This window comes from Pseudoalteromonas atlantica, from assembly GCA_007988745.1.
GTDB classification, from domain to species: Bacteria; Pseudomonadota; Gammaproteobacteria; order Enterobacterales; family Alteromonadaceae; genus Pseudoalteromonas; species Pseudoalteromonas atlantica.
This window is the reverse complement of the sequence record BJUT01000001.1, coordinates 163,146-183,701: the sequence shown is the minus strand read 5'-3', so window position 1 is coordinate 183,701 and position 20,556 is coordinate 163,146. Positions and strand designations below refer to the sequence as shown.

18 protein-coding genes are annotated in these 20,556 nt (G+C 40.3%); 3 read left to right on the top strand and 15 right to left on the bottom strand.

The genetic code is table 11. From position 1 onward, the window contains the following. Positions 1–1,374 (bottom strand): NADP-dependent phosphogluconate dehydrogenase, encoded by a 1,374-nt coding sequence (gene gndA / locus PAT01_RS00795; protein WP_024034078.1) that lies wholly within the window; start codon positions 1,372–1,374, stop codon positions 1–3. 384 nt (positions 1,375–1,758) lie between these two features. On the opposite strand from gndA, the gene pyk reads away from it, so the two are divergent. Further along, entirely contained in the window at positions 1,759–3,195 is a 1,437-nt protein-coding gene (pyk, locus tag PAT01_RS00790; protein ID WP_004587847.1) for a pyruvate kinase, read from the top strand. 62 nt (positions 3,196–3,257) lie between these two features. On the opposite strand, the gene PAT01_RS00785 is transcribed toward pyk, so the two are convergent. The 10 genes from PAT01_RS00785 to thrS all read right to left on the bottom strand — a co-directional run bounded on the left by PAT01_RS00785 (position 3,258) and on the right by thrS (position 13,819). Beyond that, complete coding sequence (locus tag PAT01_RS00785; RefSeq protein ID WP_024034076.1) at positions 3,258–4,082, bottom strand: LytR/AlgR family response regulator transcription factor; 825 nt, start codon at positions 4,080–4,082, stop codon at positions 3,258–3,260. After that, positions 4,079–5,152, bottom strand: coding sequence for a sensor histidine kinase (locus tag PAT01_RS00780; protein ID WP_024034075.1), 1,074 nt, complete (start codon positions 5,150–5,152; stop codon positions 4,079–4,081). Before PAT01_RS00780 ends, PAT01_RS00785 begins: the two co-directional genes overlap by 4 nt. A 229-nt stretch (positions 5,153–5,381) precedes the next feature. After that, positions 5,382–6,938: a SulP family inorganic anion transporter gene (locus tag PAT01_RS00775; RefSeq protein ID WP_154944402.1), complete on the bottom strand. Its 1,557-nt coding sequence runs from the start codon at positions 6,936–6,938 to the stop codon at positions 5,382–5,384. 129 nt (positions 6,939–7,067) lie between these two features. Next, positions 7,068–7,526, bottom strand: a complete 459-nt coding sequence (locus PAT01_RS00770; protein ID WP_002960703.1) for an Lrp/AsnC family transcriptional regulator — start codon at positions 7,524–7,526, stop codon at positions 7,068–7,070. 90 nt (positions 7,527–7,616) lie between these two features. After that, positions 7,617–8,258 (bottom strand): MBL fold metallo-hydrolase, encoded by a 642-nt coding sequence (locus PAT01_RS00765; protein WP_154944400.1) that lies wholly within the window; start codon positions 8,256–8,258, stop codon positions 7,617–7,619. A 1-nt stretch (position 8,259) separates the two neighbouring features. After that, on the bottom strand, positions 8,260–10,077 hold the full coding sequence (locus PAT01_RS00760; protein WP_154944398.1) for a M14 family metallopeptidase: 1,818 nt from the start codon (positions 10,075–10,077) through the stop codon (positions 8,260–8,262). A gap of 421 nt (positions 10,078–10,498) precedes the next feature. Beyond that, the gene (rplT, locus tag PAT01_RS00755) at positions 10,499–10,861 is read right to left on the bottom strand and encodes a 50S ribosomal protein L20 (protein ID WP_004587841.1); all 363 of its coding nucleotides are present in this window, start codon (positions 10,859–10,861) and stop codon (positions 10,499–10,501) included. A 15-nt stretch (positions 10,862–10,876) separates the two neighbouring features. Continuing rightward, on the bottom strand, positions 10,877–11,077 hold the full coding sequence (rpmI, locus tag PAT01_RS00750) for a 50S ribosomal protein L35 (protein ID WP_004587840.1): 201 nt from the start codon (positions 11,075–11,077) through the stop codon (positions 10,877–10,879). Positions 11,078–11,288: 211 nt separating this feature from the next. Further along, a complete protein-coding gene (gene infC, locus PAT01_RS00745; protein WP_024034072.1) occupies positions 11,289–11,849 on the bottom strand; it encodes a translation initiation factor IF-3 in 561 nt (186 codons plus the stop codon). 59 nt (positions 11,850–11,908) lie between these two features. Next, complete coding sequence (gene thrS / locus PAT01_RS00740; protein WP_154944397.1) at positions 11,909–13,819, bottom strand: threonine--tRNA ligase; 1,911 nt, start codon at positions 13,817–13,819, stop codon at positions 11,909–11,911. Positions 13,820–14,202: 383 nt separating this feature from the next. On the opposite strand from thrS, the gene PAT01_RS00735 reads away from it, so the two are divergent. After that, positions 14,203–14,649, top strand: a complete 447-nt coding sequence (locus tag PAT01_RS00735; protein ID WP_004587837.1) for a DUF3010 family protein — start codon at positions 14,203–14,205, stop codon at positions 14,647–14,649. Positions 14,650–14,953: 304 nt separating this feature from the next. Next, entirely contained in the window at positions 14,954–16,687 is a 1,734-nt protein-coding gene (locus PAT01_RS00730; RefSeq protein ID WP_154944395.1) for an AMP-binding protein, read from the top strand. Positions 16,688–16,749: 62 nt separating this feature from the next. Here PAT01_RS00730 and PAT01_RS00725 read toward each other — a convergent pair whose 3' ends face one another. The 4 genes from PAT01_RS00725 to PAT01_RS00710 form a co-directional block, all read right to left on the bottom strand. Next, entirely contained in the window at positions 16,750–17,214 is a 465-nt protein-coding gene (locus PAT01_RS00725; RefSeq protein ID WP_154944393.1) for a YehS family protein, read from the bottom strand. A gap of 113 nt (positions 17,215–17,327) precedes the next feature. After that, positions 17,328–18,572 (bottom strand): lipoprotein-releasing ABC transporter permease subunit, encoded by a 1,245-nt coding sequence (locus tag PAT01_RS00720; protein ID WP_024034069.1) that lies wholly within the window; start codon positions 18,570–18,572, stop codon positions 17,328–17,330. After that, a complete protein-coding gene (lolD, locus tag PAT01_RS00715) occupies positions 18,562–19,260 on the bottom strand; it encodes a lipoprotein-releasing ABC transporter ATP-binding protein LolD (RefSeq protein ID WP_029774428.1) in 699 nt (232 codons plus the stop codon). The genes PAT01_RS00720 and lolD overlap by 11 nt, the downstream gene beginning before the upstream one ends. Beyond that, on the bottom strand, positions 19,253–20,470 hold the full coding sequence (locus tag PAT01_RS00710) for a lipoprotein-releasing ABC transporter permease subunit (protein WP_126006910.1): 1,218 nt from the start codon (positions 20,468–20,470) through the stop codon (positions 19,253–19,255). The genes lolD and PAT01_RS00710 overlap by 8 nt, the downstream gene beginning before the upstream one ends. Positions 20,471–20,556: the final 86 nt, after the last annotated feature.

The window sequence follows — 20,556 nt, the reverse complement described above, 5'->3', positions numbered from 1 at the left end:
TTATCTTACTTTCGCGTCTATACCCACTAAGTCAGTTAAGTGGCACACTTCACCTGAGTGAGTTTTAATACCATGCTCACCAAAGTAATCACGCTGAGCTTGTACTAAATGCCCATTACTTGGTGTGGTTAATGTTGCTAAATACGTTTGTGTTGATGCAAGTACAGGAAACGCTAAGCCAGTCATTACAGCTTGCCCAGTTACTTTGCGAAGCGCATTAGATTCATTTTCAAGCGTATCAATGTACTCTACGCCTTGCGCTACGCTATCTAGGTAGTCAGCACGAATAATACAACCTGCACGCCATGTTTGCAGCGTTTTAGACAAGTCTACTTTCCACTGATGGGTACGAGATGCCCCTTTAATTAACGCTAAACCTTGGCGATACGCTAATAAACTCGCCAATGTAAATGCATCTTTTAGCTCTTCAAGGTCAATATCAACCTTGTTTGTAGCTTTAGCAGCATATGTCATTTCTTGTGCTGCGGTGGTGTCACATACATTGGTTAAGTGGCGAGCTTGCACCGCGGCAACCAGTGAAGGAACAGCAATACCCAGTTCAAGTGCATTTTGCGCAGTCCACAGGCCTGTGCCTTTTGCGCCTACTTTATTATCAATTAAATCAACAAGCGGCTCTTGCTTGGTGTTTTCAAGAGATAAAATATGGCTAGAAATAGCAAGTAAGTAGCTATTTAAGTGACCGGTAGACCAGTCATCAAAAATTTCAGCCACTTCTTTTGGTGAACGACCTGTACCAATACGAAGTAGTTGATACACTTCAGCAATAAGCTGCATAATTGCGTATTCAATGCCGTTGTGAACCATTTTTACAAAATGGCCACTGGCCGATTGACCAACGCGTGCAAAACACGACTCGCCATTGTAGCTAGCGGCTACTTTTTCAAACCACGGTTCGATTCGCTCCCAACCGCCTTCTGAGCCACTTGCCATCATTGCAGGACCATGACGAGCGCCTTCGGCACCGCCAGAAATACCCATGGTGGCAAATTCAAATTTGTTTTGATACTTAAGTTTACGATTAATACCGTCTTTGTAGTTACTGTTACCACAATCTACAATCATATCGTTACACTGTACGCCAGCTTCAACAAGCTCATTACACACAGCATCAACCAGTTCGCCTGCAGGCACTAATAATAAAATAGAGCGAGGTGCTTCTAAACGCCTTACCATGTCTCCTAAATCAGAAACAATATGAAGTCTATCGGCCATGCCTTGCGATTTAGCACAACTTAATAACTCTTCACCCGCATGTGGATTTTTATCATATGCGACTAACGTTATGCCTTTTTCAATCATGTTTAAGGCAATATTTTTGCCCATAACGCCTAACCCGACTAATGCAACTTGCATTTAGTGTCCTCCTCGGTAACAACTATTTGGTTAGTAAACTAAGTAATTCATTAAATAATACCGCGTGCATTATACTCATACCGTCATAAAATGCGAACGTTGAGCTAATACAGCATGCTTTTTTATTACGCTATTAAAAAGCACTGCAATTGTATCAAATATAAGGGCTGTGCGGTTACAAATACTCTGCGTATTTTGAATTTAAGATCATTGACGGATTTTGACACCGGTGTCATAATGATGACATATTCGTTTTGTATAAAATAGTGGCAATACTAACTAGTTTGCCTATAACTAAAAATGTTTATACATAAGTTATAAGTATTTTGAAGTCACAAAATAACCGTCAACCTGCTTACACATCTAAGCACACAGGAGAATTTGATGCTAAGACGCACAAAAATAGTCGCTACACTTGGGCCTGCAACAGATCGAGATAACAATCTAGAAAAAATTATTCGCGCTGGCGCTAATGTAGTACGTTTAAACTTCTCACATGGTGTTGCACAAGATCATAAAGACCGTGCACAAGCTGTACGCGAGATAGCCACAAAATTAGGTAAACATGTTGCTATCCTTGCAGACCTTCAAGGTCCTAAAATTCGTGTTTCAACGTTTAAAGAAGGTAAAGTAAACCTTGAAGTAGGCGCTAAATTCACCCTAGATGCAAAAATGGAAAAAGGTGAAGGCGACGTAAACGCGGTAGGTATTGATTACAAAGAATTACCACAAGATGTAAGCCCTGGCGATTTATTACTATTAAACGATGGCCTTATTCAACTAACCGTTGAGCAAGTAGAAGGTCACTTAGTGCACTGCTCGGTTACGGTAGGTGGTGTATTATCAAATAATAAAGGCATTAACCGTTTAGGCGGTGGTTTAACAGCCCCTGCGTTTACAGAAAAAGACAAAGAAGATTTAATCACTGCCGCTGAAATAGATGTTGATTACATTGCAGTATCGTTCCCACGCAGTGGCGATGATATGCGTTATGTACGCTCTTTAGCAGAAGCTGCAGGTTCTAAAGCACAACTACTTGCAAAAATTGAACGTGCAGAAGCAGTAGAAACACAAGAAGCCGTAGATGACATTGTTTTAGCATCAGACGCTGTAATGGTTGCTCGTGGCGATTTAGGTGTTGAAATTGGTGATGCTGCACTAATGGGTAAACAAAAACTCATTATTCGTCGCGCTCGTTCATTAAACCGTACTGTTGTAACTGCAACACAAATGATGGAATCGATGATCGATAACCCAATGCCAACACGCGCAGAAGTTATGGATGTGGCAAATGCAGTACTTGATGGTACTGATGCAGTTATGCTTTCAGCAGAAACCGCTGCCGGTGATTACCCTGAAGAAACGGTCGCTACAATGGCACGTGTTTGTTTAGGTGCAGAATCGCAAAAAGAAACCCATGTATCTAAGCACCGTTTAGACAGCCGTTTTTCTAACAATGCAGAATCTATCGCGCTTTCAGCTATGTACGCTGCTAATCACTTAGATTCGGTTAAAGCCATTGTTACCTTAACTGAGTCAGGTAGTACCGCTAAACTTATGTCGCGTATCAGCTCTGGTTTACCTATTTACTCGCTTTCACGCCATGCAAGCACGCTAGGCCAAACAGCGCTTTATCGTGGTGTTTACCCTGTGTTTTTTGATTCTACAAAAACTGAAAAAGACGGAATGGTTAAAGCCGCACTTGATACCCTTGTAGCACAAGGTTCATTACACTCTGGCGATACAGTAATTATTACTCACGGTGACTCTATGGAAACTGTGGGCGCAACGAACACAATGAAAATTGTAACTGTAGCGTAATTTCTGCCTTATATAAAAAATGCGAGCTAAGCTCGCATTTTTTATGCCTGTAAAATATCAAACTAGCTGGCTAGCGCTGCTTTTACTTTATCGCGGTAGCTTCGGCTTACTTTAAGCTCTTGTCCGTTTTCAAGCACTAATAAATACTCACCGCTTACTTGTGTAACCAGCTTGCTTATTTGTTTTGTATTTACAATTGCACTGCGGTGAACGCGCACAAACAAATGAGGGTCGAGCTCTTGCTCAAGCTCTTTCATTGTTTTGCGCAAAATATGTGTTTGCCCATCTTGGCAATGTAAACACATATAATCGCCGGCGGCATCAACCCACTGAATTGTCGCAACCGGGACACGAATAATTTCACCCTGCTCTTTTACCGCCAGTGATTCTGGGTAACGTTTGTCGGTTAGGGTATCGCCTGTGGCTAATTTTTTAAGTATTTCTTCACAGTTATTACCTGTAATACCGGCAACAAAACTCGCTAGTTTTTTCTTATGGGCGTTGTCTTGCTGTGTTTTTAAGTAACTATGCACTTTTTCTACCGCCTGTTTTAGTCTGTTATCGTCAACGGGTTTTAAAATGTAATCCAAAGCATGTATTTCAAATGCCTTTACTGCAAATTGATCAAATGCAGTAACAAACACAATCGCGGGTAACGCTTTAGTGCTTTCGCTTAAGGCACGGGCAACTTCAAAGCCATTCATTCCTGGCATTTGTATATCTAAAAAAACTAAGTCTATTGGGTGCTCTTTACATGCTTCTATTGCATCAGAGCCTGAACTACACAGTTTAATTACTTCTATATCAGTATATTCTTCAAGTCTTACTGCTAAGCCCTTTCTTGCTAATGGTTCATCATCAACAATGATGGTTTTAATTTTAGTCATTTCTTCACAGCCTTCTCAAACGGTACTCGCAGATTAACTTTCAATCCACTTGGCGTATTATGTGATAATACAAACGAATAATTATTTTCATAGAGCGTTTTTAATCTGTCTTTGGTATTTGCCACCCCTACCCCTTGTGCATTTACAAGTTGTCCGTCTATTAGTTCGGTACCGGGGCCATTATCACCTACTTCAAGTAGTAGCTCGTTGGCAAAAACCTGTGCTTTTATGTCTATCACACCGCCTTGTGACATATGCGCAATGGCGTATTTAATTGCGTTTTCAATTATCGGTTGCAAAATTAAGCTTGGCACAAGTGCCTCTTTTGCTTGCTCGCTTACATCTACATTTACTTTTAAGCGCTCATCAAATCTAACCCGCTCTATTTCTAAATACAGCATTAATGCGTGTAGCTCTTGCTCTAAAGGCACTTTTTTAATGGGATCGGTATTTAGTGTATAACGCAAAAAGTCGCTTAACCTTGCCACCATTAAGTTAGCATCTTTGTTTTCTTTTACCAAAACTAATGTAGAAATAGCATTGAGCGTATTAAATAAAAAATGCGGGTTAAGTTGATATCTGAGCATTTTTAATTGCGCTTCATGGGCCATTGTAGTTGCTTTAAGCGCTTTTTGTCGCTCACTTTGTAATAGCTGATAATACTTTATGCCAAAGTATAAGCCACTCCAACATAAAATTATGTAAACAGAGTCTAAGCCATGCTGTAAATAGTAAAACCAATCTTCTGGACGATAACCATGGCGGTATATTTCCCATAAATTAAATTTTTGTACAATTGCCCACAACGTACCTGTAATGTACGAGGCACCAAATACAACCACCATTAATATCCACGGCGAAGCATTCCAGGTTTTTCTGTAAATATAACGAAGTGGGACTGTCATTAAACAGCCCGCATAGGCATTTAATAATATAACGAACACGTAAATATCACGCATTTCAAATACTTTAGAGCCGATATAATTTACAAGCGCATAACCAATCCAGCCTGCAATTTGCAATAGCCAAAAAAAGCGTTGCCTGTTATCAACTAAAGATTGCCAATTCAAAATAAAATACAACTCCGTATAAGTTAGCCAATAAGTTAAAATTACGTTAGCTAATTTAACCACTGGTTTTGTTATTATATCGATTATTACAAAGTGTTAGCAGTACCAACTGTCTTAATTTTTAAGAGCCTTACCGCAAAGTTACGCCAATAAAAAAGCGAAAGGCTTTAACCTTTCGCTTTTAAAATGCCGATTCAATCAGCTCGTATGGGCAAAGCCACCTTATAAACTAGGCAAGTTTATCTGACGCCACTTTATAAGTTGGGTCTTCAATTACGTTTACCTCAACTAAGTCACGCGCTTTGTGTAACAGCTGCTTACAATCTTTACTTAAATGACGTAAGTGAAGCTGTTTACCTGCTTTAGTGTACTTATCAGCTAAGCTGTCGATGGCTTCTATGGCACTGTGATCCGCAACACGGCTGTGTTCAAATTCAATAATTACATCTTTAGGGTCGCTTTTAACATCGAATAACTCAGAAAAGTTTTTAACTGAGCCAAAAAATAGCGGGCCATGAAGCTCGTAAACTTTAGCACCTTGCTCATCAATGTAATTAGTTGTGTAGATATGTTTTGCATGATTCCAAGCAAATACCAAGGCAGAAACAATAACACCCACACACACGGCAATCGCTAAATCGGTTACTACGGTTACACCAGATACCAATACAATTACAAAGGCATCAGACAGTGGTACACGCTTCATCATTTTAAAGCTTGCCCATTCAAACGTACCAAGTACAACCATAAACATAACACCTACAAGCGCAGCCAGTGGGATCATTTCAATTAAACTTGAAGCAAATATAATAAATGCAAGCAGCATTAGTGCAGCACTTATACCCGACAAGCGCGAGCGCCCGCCCGAATTAATGTTGATCATTGATTGCCCAATCATGGCACAGCCACCCATTGCGCCAAAAAAACCACAGGTTACATTAGCAGCACCTTGGCCAATACACTCTTTATTTGAGTGACCACGGGTTTCGGTAATTTCATCAATCAAGCTAAGCGTTAATAACGACTCAATTAAACCAATAGCCGCTAAAATTAATGCATACGGAAAAATTATATAAAAAGTTTCCAGGGTAAATGGAACCATAGGAATGTGAAATTCAGGTAAGCCGCCAGCAATAGTAGCCGCTTCATTACCTGTCATCCCTTTTAGGAAATCAAGTACAGTGCGCGAGTCTAAATCAAGGCCTATTACTAACGCGGTTACCGTTACAATAGCCACTAAAGAAGAAGGCACTGCAGTGGTGAGCTTAGGTAAAAAGTGAATGATAGCCATGGTTAATGCAACTAAACCTAACATGATGTAAAGCGGGTTACCTGTCATCCATTGCTGGCCACCTGCGCCATCTGGCACTTTAAACTGCCCAAGTTGCGCTAAAAATATTACTATCGCTAATCCATTTACAAAGCCGAGCATAACAGGATGAGGGACCATGCGAATAAACTTACCGAGCTTAAATATCCCCGCGAGTATTTGCAGTATTCCCATCAGCAACACCGTGGCAAATAAATACTCAACACCGTGATCAAGTACCAAACTTACCATTACAACAGCTAATGCACCGGTTGCGCCCGAAATCATACCAGGGCGACCACCAAAAATAGCCGTAATTAAACCAACGATAAACGCGGCATAGAGACCAACTAAAGGTTCGACATTTGCTACAAAAGCAAACGCAACAGCTTCTGGAACTAAAGCAAGTGCTACAGTTAAGCCAGATAAAATATCGTTTTTAGCAGAGCTAGGCGCTTTGCTGAGTAAGTTAAACATTGAGTTCCTCAGGGGGTTATTAGGTTAGGATCGAAAAAGCGCTAAATGTTACCAAATTAGCGCTCATTTAACAATTCGCACACACCGTTATTAGCTTTCTTAGTATAGCTTAACTTTGTGTCGTTTATTTTATAGAGGAAGAGATGTACTGCGTTTTACACATGTCATGGTTACGTTAGAGTGTACCTCTTGAACGTATTCTAAGCTGAGTAAATTGTCACGTACAAAGTGCTCATAGCCTTCTATACCTTGTGAGATTATACGCAGCATAAAGTCCATGGTGCCGGCCATTGTGTAACATTCTGTCACTTCGTCATAGCTCATAATTAGCTTTTCAAATTCAGCTAAGTTTTTCTTGCCATGATTTGATAAGCGCACATGTGCGTATACAAGCATGTCAAAACCAAGCTTTTTCTCATCTAAAAGCGCAACTTTACTTTTGATATAGCCATCTTGTTCAAGCTTTGCAATGCGTCGCCAACAAGGTGATTGAGATAAGCCTACTTTGTCTGCAATTTCAGCAGTTGAAAGACTTGCGTCCTGTTGTAATAGTGCCAAAATTTGGCGATCTACGTGATTTAGAGACATTTTATTTCTTATTTATCTAATAAACTGGTTAAATTATACAGCCAATTTAAAATTCCGTCTGCAATAATTTTGCATTTTCATGGATTTTAATTAACCAAATTGGCCACTTACAAATGGATTAGTGCGTTTTTCGTGGCCTACAGTAGTATCTTCACCATGACCAGCTAAAATACGCGTGTTGTCATCAAGTGTTAAAATATGGCTTTTAATAGACTCAATGAGCTGCTCTGTATTGCCTTTAGGGAAATCTGTACGCCCTACAGCACCTTTAAAAATAACATCACCAACAATAACGTATTGCTGTTCAGGCTCATAAAACACAATATGACCCGGTGTGTGCCCGGGGCAATGCTTAACACTAAAGCTAAGTTTACCAAGCGTTAATACATCATTATGGTTAAGCCAAATATCAGGGTAAAAAGCATCAATAGCTGAAAAACCAAACATTTGTGCTTGCATAGGCAGGTTATCAAACCAAAATGACTCATCTTTTTGCGGGCCAATAACTTGCACATTGTAGTGTGAGCGTAATTCATCGGCCGCACCTACGTGGTCTAAATGCCCGTGTGTAAGCCAAATAGCGCTCAGTACTAATTTGTGCTCACTAAGCGTGGCTATAATTTTTTGTGTATCACCACCTGGGTCTATCACCACAGCTTGCTTTGTTTCTGTACAGCTAATAATTCTGCAATTTTGAGAAAAAGCAGTCACGGGTATCGTAATAACGTGCATATTAAATTTCTTTATCTTTTTGATCGGGAATAACGGCTACTTGCTCATACGACATTAAAATTGGGTATTTCAAATACGCTTCGTCATAAAATGGCGTGTGTGAATATAACCAGTGCAAACGTGCATTGGCATCTTGCGCAAATGCTTTATCTTGAAGTTTTTTATCAAATTCGAGAGCAAGTTTTGAGTTGTCTTTAAGCATTTTCCTTGCGTAAGGGATTAACGCGTAGTTTTCCATGTACTCAGTTCGTTGAAAAATTGTATTAAACTCACCCCACGCAAAAAATGAATCAGGAGCCTCTGGGTGTAATAAATGAACCGCTAACTCCCCTGCTTTTTGCTGCGTATTTACTTGATACCATCCGTCTAAATCTACATTTATTGCTGGTACATAATCAAAACTTGCAGAGACTCTAAAGCGCCCTTCAAATGGGGCTTTATCAAACGAGTAATCAAGTACCTTGGCAAGCTTTAAAGGTTGCGTATTCGCGCCTTTAAGTTTGTTTACTGACACCCCATGTAACTTAAGCTTTTCTATTATATCGCTATATACAGGCGGAACAAAAAACGCTTGGGGCACATCAACAACTCGTTCAACCTCTTTTTGCCAATAAATCGGTAAGTCAGTGTAGGTATAGGCTTTACCTAAATATTTAACCTCAGTTTGCCCCGAAAGCGCACTTACACTTGATGTGTATTCTACCCCTTTAAACTCACTAATCGTGTCTGCTTGTTTAGCATAACCTCGTTTAACAATTAGTTTCTCAGGTACAAATTCTTGCTCTTTTTTAACGGCGTTCGAAAGCTCATGACTGTACTGAGAAAGCGCGTTTATTGCCCCATCTAAAAATACATAGGTGCCTAATACGCGTTGTTGATAAGGTTTTAAAGAATGGTTTTCGACTAAAATTGTTGGTAATGATTTTAAATCGCCCCACCCGTTTGAAAAACGCGGTGTAGCCACCCAACCTGCAAGGCCTTTTTTAAAGTCGCGTTTATCCATAACAAATACCAATGGCCCAGGTATATGCCCTTGCTTTTGTAATGTTTCGTCAATAACCGGCTTTATATACTGATCTAATGCATCAGATATAGCAGGCGATTCGCTTGCAAATACAGGGTTATAACCATAGGTCACATCGTACTGATAATCGGCGCCATCGGTAACATGCACATCAATGTATAAGTTTGGGTTGTAATCATTAATAACCTTTAAAACACTTCTCACCTCTGGTGTATCTAACTTAGTGAAATCGCGATTAAGGTTTAGATTATTTGCATTGGTTCTAAAGCCCATTTTTTCAGGGCCGCGCTGATTTATGCGATTAAATGCGCTGCTGCGTTCATGCCCATCTACGTTTAAAATAGGAATAAAAAGTATGTTTACCTTTTTTAAAATATCACGGCGCTTACCGGTTGCAATATCGCGCAGCAACATAAACATGGCGTCTTTACCATCTATCTCACCTGCATGAATACCGGCTTGGATAAAAACGGTTGGCTTAGTGCTGTTGGCCATTTGCCCAGCTTCAAAAAAACCTTGCTCACTGGCAACCAACATTTTAATAGCGCGATTACTATTACTGTAGCCTATTATTTGAGACTGAAACTGCGTGGGATTTGCCGCTACAAGCCTATCTACAAACGCCATAGTATCGGCATAGTTTGGCGAGGCTTTGCCCTGTGATAACTCAAAATCAGTGGTTAAAGGGCCTTGCTGCTGTAATAACGAAACGCTATCACCTTGCCAAGGAATAAGAGGCGGTAAATGACTGTTATCTGCCACAATTGCAGATAAAAATAACAGGCTTGCAAACATAGTTTTCTCTAACAAACGCTTTAATAAAATAAATTATACCAAGTAACCATGGCGATATTATAAAAGTGCGGTGATTCAACAAAAAAGAAAGCCCGTTTATACCCATGCACTTAATAAAGTGATTATTAAAGTAGTTAATTTTAAGGCTGGAGAAAAGTATCGGCAGCTTAGCAAACAATTCGTTGTTTATACCAATCCGCTTAATTAAGTGATCTATTTTGAGAATTGATAAACGTGTTGATAGCTAGGAAAAACTTCGCTAATTAGTTGTTCTAAACGAGAGTTTTTTAACGCATATAGCGACATATTTAGCCTAAAATTAATAAAGTATTATTGCGGGGGAATATTATTAGGCGAGTCTTAAATTACAGGCACAAAAAAAGGAGCCTAGGGCTCCTCTTTATTACTTATTTAAAAAAGCTTAAGCTGCCGCTAGGCCTTCTTTTGCTTTTTCAACAAGCGCTGCAAATGCAACTTGGTCGTAAACAGCGATATCTGCAAGGATCTTACGATCGATTTCTACAGAAGTCTTTTTAAGACCATTGATAAAACGGCTGTAAGACAGACCATTTTGACGTGAAGCTGCATTGATACGTGCAATCCATAATTGACGGAAAGTACGTTTCTTAGCACGACGGTCACGGTAAGCGTATTGACCCGCTTTAGTAACTGCCTGGAAAGCTACGCGGTAAACACGTGAACGTGCTCCGTAGTAACCTTTAGCTTGCTTTAAAACTTTTTTGTGACGTGCACGTGCGACAACGCCGCGTTTAACTCTTGCCATTTCTAAAAACCCCTATTAAGCGAATGGTAACATACGTGAAACTAGACCATGGTCATTTTTATGAACCATCATCTTAGGACGTAGGTGTAACTTACGCTTAGAAGTTTTCTTAGTCAGAATGTGACGAAGATGCGCTTGTTTACGCTTGAAACCGCCAGAAGCAGTTTTCTTGAAACGCTTAGCAGCGCCTCTGTGACTTTTTAGCTTATAAGCCATTGCAATAACTCCAAATGTATTGCTTAAAAATTAGTAAGCAGGCGTGAGATATATTTCTATAGCTCCACTTTTAGGCCTAACTTACTGCCATATTCCGGTGAAAACCCAGCAAAAATGCCGCAATTTTACTTTAAAACCGGTTAGCACAGGTGAATATTTGCATATTACTTGGGTACCTGCGCTAAATTCGGTGCGTATTATCGCTTAAAAATTATTTTTTAGCAACAGGCGCCATCATCATTACCATTTGGCGGCCTTCAACACGATTTGGGAAAGACTCAACTACTGCAAGTTCTTCTAAATCAGCCTTAACACGGTTTAATAATTCGATACCAATTTCTTGGTGAGCCATTTCGCGGCCACGGAAGCGGATAGTAATCTTAGCTTTATCGCCAGCTTCTAAGAACTTACGTAAGTTGCGCAGCTTAACCTGATAGTCACCTTCATCCGTGCCAGGACGGAATTTGATTTCTTTAATCTGGATTTGCTTTTGCTTCTTCTTCTGCTCTTTTAGTTCTTTGCTTTTTTCAAAGATGAACTTACCGTAGTCCATAACCTTACAAACAGGCGGCTCAGCGTTTGGGCTAATCTCTACAAGATCAACACCCGCTGCATCAGCCATAGCTTGTGCGTCTTTTAATGACTGAATTCCAGCTTGTTCGCCTTCGATGTCGATTAAACGAACTTCTTGAGCTGTAATTTCTTCGTTAATACGATTTTTTTGAGCTGTTTGTTGCCCTTTCTTGCCGCCTCTAATGGTACGTTCCTCCAAGAATATCAATAATATAAGCGTGTAGTTGGCTGTTTGTGATTGCCCTACACGCTCGATTTTTACTGTCGATTTTTAATTTCTTCGCTAATTTTAGCTACAAAATCATCAACATTAAATTTGCCTAGGTCTTCACCTGTGCGGGTACGTACTGCTACTTCCTGTTGTTCAACTTCTTTATCGCCAACAACGAGTAAGTAAGGAATACGCTTAAGTGTATGTTCTCGGATTTTAAAGCCAATCTTCTCATTTCTCAAGTCAGCAGCGGCTCTAATTCCAAGTTTATTTAATTTTTGTACAATTTCGTGCACGTAATCTGCTTGTTTATCGGTAATGTTCATAATTACCACTTGCTTTGGAGCAAGCCACGTTGGGAATAAACCAGCGTATTCTTCAGTTAAAATACCGATAAAGCGCTCAATTGAGCCTAAAATAGCACGGTGTATCATAACTGGAGTGCGTCGTTCGTTGTTTTCTGCTACATAAGTAGCGCCTAAACGACCCGGTAATGCAAAGTCGAGTTGCACTGTACCACATTGCCACGCTCTGTCTAAACAATCGTACAAAGTAAATTCAATTTTAGGTCCGTAAAAGGCACCTTCACCTGGTAGGTAATCAAATTCAATGTCGTTTGCTTTAAGTGCATCGGCTAATGCAACCTCTGCTTTGTCCCAAATTTCATCGTCGCCGATGCGTTTTTCAGGACGCGTAGAAAGCTTAACTACAATTTTGTCAAAACCGAATGTCTCATATGTATCATAAACCATCTTAATACACGCTGAAACTTCGTCCATTACTTGCTCTTCTGTACAGAACACGTGAGCATCATCTTGTGTAAAGCCACGTACACGCATTAAGCCGTGTAAAGCGCCTGATGGTTCGTTACGGTGACAACAACCAAACTCGGCCATACGCAGTGGTAAATCACGGTACGATTTTAAACCTTGGTTAAAAATTTGCACGTGACCTGGGCAGTTCATTGGTTTTATAGCGTATTCGCGTTTTTCTGACTCTGTGGTAAACATGGCGTCTGAGTATTTTTCCCAGTGACCTGATTTTTCCCACAAAGAGCGGTCCATCATCATTGGACCTTTAACTTCTTCGTAGCTGTACTCACGCAGTTTTTCACGAACAAATTCTTCAAGCTCGCGGTAAATGCTCCAACCATCGTTGTGCCAAAATACCATACCTGGCGCTTCTTCTTGCCAGTGCCATAAATCAAGCGCTTTACCAATACGACGGTGATCGCGTTTTTCAGCTTCTTCTAAGCGTTTAAGGTACGCTTTAAGTTGCTTTTTATCGCCCCACGCTGTGCCGTAAATACGCTGTAGCATTTTGTTTTCAGAGTCGCCACGCCAGTAAGCGCCAGCTACTTTCATTATTTTGAAGTTTTGGCAGAATTTCATGTTTGGTACGTGCGGACCACGACACATGTCTACGTATTCTTCGTGGTGGTATAGTCCTGGGCGATCATCTTTTGCGATGTTTTCGTCCAAAATTTCCATTTTGTATTTTTCGCCACGCGCTTCAAACGTATCGCGTGCTTCTTGCCAGCTTACATTTTTTTTCACTACGTCGTAGTTTGTTTTTGCAAGTTGCAACATACGCTTTTCAATGGCGTCTAAGTCTTCTTGAGACAAAGAGTGTTCCATATCAATATCGTAGTAAAAACCGTTATCAATAGTTGGACCAATAGCCATTTTAGCGTCTGGGAAAAGCTGCTTAACTGCGTGACCGATTAAGTGAGCACACGAGTGGCGAATAATCTCTAGGCCGTCGTCATCTTTTGCGGTGATGATCTCAAGACGCGAATCTTCGTTGATCATATCGCACGCATCAACACGCTCGCCATTAACGCGACCAGCAATGGTTGCTTTAGCAAGGCCTGGGCCAATGTCGTTAGCTACATCAAGAGTACTTACAGGGTTTTCAAAACTACGCTGACTGCCGTCAGGAAGAGTAATAACTGGCATTATAAATCCTTACATACAGTGGTGACACCTACAATGTATCACGTGTATTTTTAAATAAATTAAATGAGAATGACTCGACAACGCTTTTACGAATAAGCATTGACTATTTTTCGCCATAAATGACTAATGTAGATGCTGAGTCTGCTCAACTACAAAAAAGATATTGTCGCGTGATAGAGTATCAATTACAAGTTTAAAGCGCGCTCATTACTTGAAATTTTACCTAAAATTGTCATTTTTTTGTTTTTCGCTCGCTAATTTAAATTAAGCATGTGACAACTTGAGTTTATTGATTATTAAAATGCACCTGCGCCGCCTTGCTCTCGCAATTTATTAGATGTTGGGTATAATACCAAGTAATTAAGTTATATTAGAGAACAGCAATGAGAACATGTGGTGTAGAAATTACCGGTAGTGATGTACTACTTTGTATTTTAAGTAAAGATAACGACGTATTTGATATTCGCGATGTGCGCCAAACACGCTTTACCTTAGGTAACGGTAACGACACTGAAATAATGCGTAAATTTCAATTTGATTTTGCAAAACTAATGCAAGATTACCAAATTGATTCTGTTGCCATTCGTGAGCGCCAACCTAAAGGTAAATTTGCAGGCAGTGCAAAGGGCTTTAAAATGGAAACAGCGATTCAATTAATTGAAGAGTTAGACGTTCGCGTGTTCTCAACGACCGAAATTAAAGAGCAGCTTAAACGCAACCCTATACCTATTGCGTTTGAAGACACAGGCCTTAAAAAGTACCAAGAAAACGCTTTTGTTAATGCCTATGTATACATTATGAAAAAAACCTACCGCAGTGACGAGCTATAAGTCACACAGCGATTAAAACAAACTATAAAAACGCCATTTAGTGGCGTTTTTTTATGCCTTTATAAAAGTTAGTTTTTATAGCCCCTCTGTAAAACATTTGATTTAACTTTCCTTTATGCTTAGTACATTAGTCTAACCACTCTTTCTTTGTCGACAATTTGTGTTTATTTTAACTACAGCCTATAACAATTCGCTTAACTATTTTTTATTTTGCTACACAGCTATTCGTGGCTAAGCAAATGAATACTGACTTATCAGCACGGATTGATATAAGTAACTGACACACATTAATACGGAGAAGCACATGCACACACCATCGCGCTCGGTAAAAGAAGTAGAACAAATAAACACACTACCGCTCACAAAAAGCTATTTTAAAGGTGCGCAAAGCACGCCGCTAACGGATAAAACAATTGGCGAGTACTTTGATTTTATTGTCGACAAACACCCTGATTCGCTCGCTGTCGTTGTTAGCCATCAAAATGTACGCTTAACGTATAAAGCATTTCAAAATGAAGTTAATCAACTCGCTATGGGGCTACTAGCAATAGGCGTTAAACCAGGAGATAGAGTAGGAATATGGTCACCTAATAACATTGAGTGGTGTTTAACCCAATTTGCGAGCGCCAAAATAGGTGCCATTATGGTGTGCATTAACCCTGCCTACAGGCCAAACGAGTTAGCCTATGCTTTGAACTCGGTAGAATGCAGCACGTTAATTACCGCGTCACATTTTAAAGGCAGCAATTATATAGACATGCTTAACAGCTTAGCGCCCGAACTTAACCAATGTGAACCCGGTGAGCTAAATGCACATGCCCTACCTAGCCTTAAAAATGTAATACGCATTGGCAATGAAAAAAGCCCTGGTATGTTTACGTTTGATGATGTGATGAATTTTTCCACCCCTGCCCACAAGCTTGAATTAAATGCGATTTCAGCAAATTTAAACGCTGATCAAGACATAAATATACAGTTTACCTCTGGCACCACGGGCAACCCTAAAGGCGCTACACTCACCCATAAGAACATACTTAATAATGCGCTATTTGTTGCAGAGGCTATGCATTTTACAGCGCAAGATAAACTGTGTATACCTGTGCCTCTGTATCATTGTTTTGCGATGGTGCTTGGCAGCCTGCTATGTGTAAGTAAAGGCGCCGCAGCTATATACCCAAGCGATGCGTTTGATGCAAAAACCACGCTTGATGTTGTCCAGCAAGAGGGCTGTACCGCGCTGCATGGTGTGCCTACTATGTTTATCAGCCAACTAGAGCTGCCTAATTTTACCAATTATAACCTCAGCACTTTACGCACTGGTGTAATGGCGGGCTCAACGTGCCCTGAGCAAGTTATGCGTAAAGTCCAAACACAAATGAACATGCATCAAGTATTAATTGCGTATGGGCAAACTGAGTGCAGCCCAATCAACAATATAACCGAAACCGACTCATCAATAGAGCGCCAAGTAACAACCGTTGGCCGTGCCCTTGCTCACACTGAAGTTAAAATTATTGACGAACTGGGTAACATTCAAAAAATAGGTGTACCTGGTGAGGTCTGCAGTAAGGGCGCCGGTATAATGCGCTGCTATTGGAATGACGAAGAAAAAACAAAAGCCACTATAGATGACGAAGGTTGGTTACACTCTGGTGATTTAGGGGTAATGGACAGCGAAGGGTTTGTGAGTATTGTTGGCCGCATTAAAGACATGATCATTCGAGGTGGCGAAAACATTTACCCACGCGAAATTGAAGAGGTTCTTTACACTTACCCAGGTATTCAAGATGCCGCTATATTTGGTATTAGTGATGAGAAGTACGGCGAAGAAGTGTGTGCGTGGATCCAGCCAAAAGAAGATGCAGTACTTGATGAGCAAGCAATACGTGCATTTTTAAAAGACAAACTCGCCTATTTTAAAATGCCCCGTTATATTCGCTTTGTAGAGAGTTACCCAATGACAGTAACAGGCAAACTGCAAAAGTTTAAAATGCGAGAGCAAATGCAGCAATCACTTACTGATAAGGCCTTTTCTTAACCGCAAACATTAATTACAAAAAAGCTCAGCAATTGCTGAGCTTTTAGCGTTAAATAATTTACTTACTCTGCAGGGCGATACTGCTGCTGAACACCTGTTAAAAACAAGCGCAAAACCTGGTCGTTACACACACGGTAATGTTTATTTTCTACTTTGCGAGAAAACGCACTGAGCTCATGTTTACTTAATTTAAAGTCAACCTGTGCAAGTGTTGCTATTACATCTTCTGCTTTCATGTTTAAAGCAATACGTAGCTTCATAAAAATAATATTATTATTTAACTTAGCCTCTGGCACAGGCTGTGGGCCTTCGCGCTTGCCACGCTTTGTATTAATAAAGCCATTTAAAAACGTAGCAAACTCAGTGTCTGACATTTTAACAAACCCTTGCTCGCCCTCTTTTGTTAACCATGCAACGACTTGCTCAGTGGTAACTATAGCCTCTGCGGCGGCAAAAATACCGACCATGGCAGTATCGGTTAAATTAAAGGTATAGCGAACACGGCGTAAAATATCGTTATTTGTCAAAGTAATTTCCTGAGTAGAGAGCGAGGCTAAATTAGAGCGCCCACGTTAAATGAGCGCGCAGTTTAGCAGCTTAAGGCACGCTGCCCTATTGATATTTACACTATAAAGAGTTGTTAATTACCCAGCACCTTGGCAGGGTCGACTCGAGTGGCTTGCCACGCCGGGTAAATAGTAGCAAGTACAGCTAAAACAAAGGTAACAATAACTGTTATTCCAATATCACTGAGTACTAATTTACTGGGTAAAAACTCAATAAAATAAACACCTTCAAGCGGATTAGCTGCAAATAACTGGCTAACCCATGTAAACAGCTCACTAATGTTAAGCGCTAATATAACCCCAACTAGTGTGCCAAGTAACACGCCAACAAAGGCTTGCGTTAAACCTTGCATGACAAAGGTAGCTAAAATAGTACTGTCTTTAGCGCCCATGGTTTTTAAAATAGCTATGTTGCCTTGTTTTTCGCGCACTTCCATTACAAGCGACGAAACAATGTTAAAACTAGCTACCGCTATAATTAAAAACACCACAATGTACACAATTGTGCGTACCATTTGAATATCTTGATACAGGCTACCTTGCGTTCTAAACCAGCTAGAGACATACACATAATCACTAATAGTTTGCCCTACTCGCAGTGCAATTTGATGTGCAGCAAACACATCATCTACGCTTAAACGTAAACCTGTCACTTGGCTGGCGTCGTAACCTAAAACTGACTGTGCTTTATTTAAGTGAATAAATGCAGCGCTACTGTCAATTGGCCCACCCATTTCTATAATGCCCGCAAGTGTTAACGTTACGCGTTTAGGGGCTAATAGAGACTTGCCTTGCTCGCTAATTTTAGGAATGAGTAAAGTAATGTTATCGCCTATATTAGCGCCTAATTGCTTTACAATTTGCTTGCCTAAAATAACGTCATCCGTGCGCAACTGACTAACCAGTGTGCCTTTGGTAAATTGATTTATGGCCGATACATTCCCTTCATAGCTAGGTTCAACGCCGCGTATTTCTACCGCTTTAAGCTGGCTTTTAAATTGCGCCATACCATTTACTGCTATAAATGGCGCAGCACCTGTAACATGAGGCTCTGCTTTAAGTTTTTCTACTTTGTTAGGCCAATCAGCAATCGGTCGGCTAGGCGCTACGTATTCAACTTGCGGTACCACACTTAATAAACGATGCACTAATTGCTGCTCAAAGCCATTAATAACCGAAAGCGCAACAATTAACACCGCGACCCCTAATAAAATACCAACAGTAGAGGCTTTGGCAATAAAGCTTACAAATGCGTTTTTTTCGTCTTTATGGCCAGAATACGCTCTAAAACGTTCACTTAAAAATAAACTAAGCAACATGGTGCGACTCTTTTATAGCAAGTTTCCCATCATCTAAATACGCAATTTTTCCTAGTTTGTCTGCAAGCTCTAAGTCGTGAGTAACCACCACAAAACTAGTATTTAAGCTTTTATTTAGCTCATTAATTAAATCGTAAATTTTAATCGCGTTTTGCTTATCAAGGTTACCGGTAGGTTCGTCGGCTAACACTAATGCGGGTTTAGTCACTAAAGCACGAGCAATAGCAACACGCTGGCGCTCTCCGCCAGACAGTGCCGAAGGTTTATGCTCACTGCGATGCGCTAGGCCTACTTTATCTAGCATTTGCAGGGCTTGCTCTTTCGCCTCTTTTGCGTTGAGCCCTTTAATTAGTAGCGGCATAGCCACGTTTTCAACCGCACTAAATTCCATTAATAAATGGTGAAACTGATAAATAAAGCCCAAGTTTTTATTTCTAAACGCCGCTTGCTCTGTTCGCGATAATTTAGCAACGTCTTGATTTTTTATTTTAGCGCTACCCGATGTAGCCGTATCAAGGGTTCCTAAAATATGTAATAAGGTACTTTTCCCTGAGCCTGAGCTGCCCACTATAGCCAGCATATCACCTTGGTTAAGTGATAAGTCCACCCCTTTTAATACTTCTACTTGGTTTTGGCCATCTTGATAAACTTTACTTAAGTTTTGACAGCTAATGACTAAATCATTCATAACGTAATACCTCTGCTGGTTTTACTTTTGCGGCTTTGCGCGCAGGATATAAAGTGGCTAAAAAGCTCATTGCAATACTACTAAGCGCAATAATAACGAGGCTTAACACATCAAATTTTACCGGAAGCTCTACACCTGCTAGTAGGTTTAGCCCTACAGCAGCGAGTAGTTCATTAATATATAAGCTAAACAACACACCTAAAAGTGCCCCTATCGCGGTGCCAATAACCCCGTTATACAAGCCTTGCACCATAAACACTTTTTGTACTTGTGAAGGCGTTAAACCTAAGGTTTGTAATATCGCCACTTCGCCTTGTTTTTCACTCACCATCATAGTCAGTGCCGAAACAATATTAAATACAGCCACTAATACAATCAGCCCTAACAACATAGACATAATACGTTTTTCCATGGCAACCGCGGCAAATAAAGTACCTTGGCTACTGCGCCAGTCACTTACTTGATAATCGCGTAAAATGTGCTGGCTATCCGTTGTAAATTGCGCTAATTCAAAGGGTTCATGTAACGACACGCTTAAGTTAGGCGCGGTATTTTTGTTAAGCTTTAATACCCGCTGTAAAGATGCGCCGCTGGTAAATGCAAGGCTCATATCTATCTCTGAGCCGGTTTCGTATATTGCGGCTATTTTAAATAAACGCTGACTAGGTACGCGCCCAAGTGGCGTGTAAGTAGAGGCGTTAGGCATAATTACGCGCAGTTTTTCTCCCATACCTACGCCAAGTTTTCGGCTTAAGTAACGGCTAATAGCTATGTTGTAGCTATTATTTAAAACGTTTTGCCAATTGCCCTGCACAACTTTATCGGTAATTTTATATAGCGAGCCATTATCGCCATACAAGCCTTGCAGTAATACGCCGTGTAAATCTTTATTGGTTTGCAAAATGGCTTCGCCGTGGCGGTAAAGGCTTACGTGATCTACATAATCTGAGCGCTCTAAATCGGCTTTTAACGCTGTCATTTGTGCGCTGGTGTGTTTATTGGCTTGTACTTCTACGTGAGGAATGAGCCCTAACATATTTGTTTTTAAACTGTTTTCAAAGCCATTCATTACACTGCTTACAGTGAACAAGGCCATTAGCCCTATGGCTATTCCGGCAATAGAAAAAAACGAGATAAACGATATAAACGCATTTCCTTTGGAGGAGCGGCTATATCTGAGCCCTATAAATAAGCTAACCGGTTGAAACATATTATTTAAAACATTTATGCTAAAAGTGTGCGGCTATAGTAGCACGAACTAAGATGAATTGAATATGACCATAAATGTAAGAAATA

What these genes read in the sequence shown, in the direction of transcription:
- rplT (WP_004587841.1), bottom strand. Translation starts at nt 10,861, where the DNA reads ATGGCAAGAGTTAAACGCGGCGTTGTCGCACGTGCACGTCACAAAAAA.
- lolD (WP_029774428.1), bottom strand. Translation starts at nt 19,260, where the DNA reads ATGAATGATTTAGTCATTAGCTGTCAAAACTTAAGTAAAGTTTATCAA.
- gndA (WP_024034078.1), bottom strand. Translation starts at nt 1,374, where the DNA reads ATGCAAGTTGCATTAGTCGGGTTAGGCGTTATGGGCAAAAATATTGCC.
- thrS (WP_154944397.1), bottom strand. Translation starts at nt 13,819, where the DNA reads ATGCCAGTTATTACTCTTCCTGACGGCAGTCAGCGTAGTTTTGAAAAC.
- PAT01_RS00770 (WP_002960703.1), bottom strand. Translation starts at nt 7,526, where the DNA reads ATGTCTCTAAATCACGTAGATCGCCAAATTTTGGCACTATTACAACAG.
- PAT01_RS00735 (WP_004587837.1), top strand. Translation starts at nt 14,203, where the DNA reads ATGAGAACATGTGGTGTAGAAATTACCGGTAGTGATGTACTACTTTGT.
- PAT01_RS00760 (WP_154944398.1), bottom strand. Translation starts at nt 10,077, where the DNA reads ATGTTTGCAAGCCTGTTATTTTTATCTGCAATTGTGGCAGATAACAGT.
- pyk (WP_004587847.1), top strand. Translation starts at nt 1,759, where the DNA reads ATGCTAAGACGCACAAAAATAGTCGCTACACTTGGGCCTGCAACAGAT.
- PAT01_RS00730 (WP_154944395.1), top strand. Translation starts at nt 14,954, where the DNA reads ATGCACACACCATCGCGCTCGGTAAAAGAAGTAGAACAAATAAACACA.
- PAT01_RS00765 (WP_154944400.1), bottom strand. Translation starts at nt 8,258, where the DNA reads ATGCACGTTATTACGATACCCGTGACTGCTTTTTCTCAAAATTGCAGA.
- rpmI (WP_004587840.1), bottom strand. Translation starts at nt 11,077, where the DNA reads ATGGCTTATAAGCTAAAAAGTCACAGAGGCGCTGCTAAGCGTTTCAAG.
- PAT01_RS00710 (WP_126006910.1), bottom strand. Translation starts at nt 20,470, where the DNA reads ATGTTTCAACCGGTTAGCTTATTTATAGGGCTCAGATATAGCCGCTCC.
- PAT01_RS00785 (WP_024034076.1), bottom strand. Translation starts at nt 4,082, where the DNA reads ATGACTAAAATTAAAACCATCATTGTTGATGATGAACCATTAGCAAGA.
- PAT01_RS00720 (WP_024034069.1), bottom strand. Translation starts at nt 18,572, where the DNA reads ATGTTGCTTAGTTTATTTTTAAGTGAACGTTTTAGAGCGTATTCTGGC.
- PAT01_RS00775 (WP_154944402.1), bottom strand. Translation starts at nt 6,938, where the DNA reads ATGTTTAACTTACTCAGCAAAGCGCCTAGCTCTGCTAAAAACGATATT.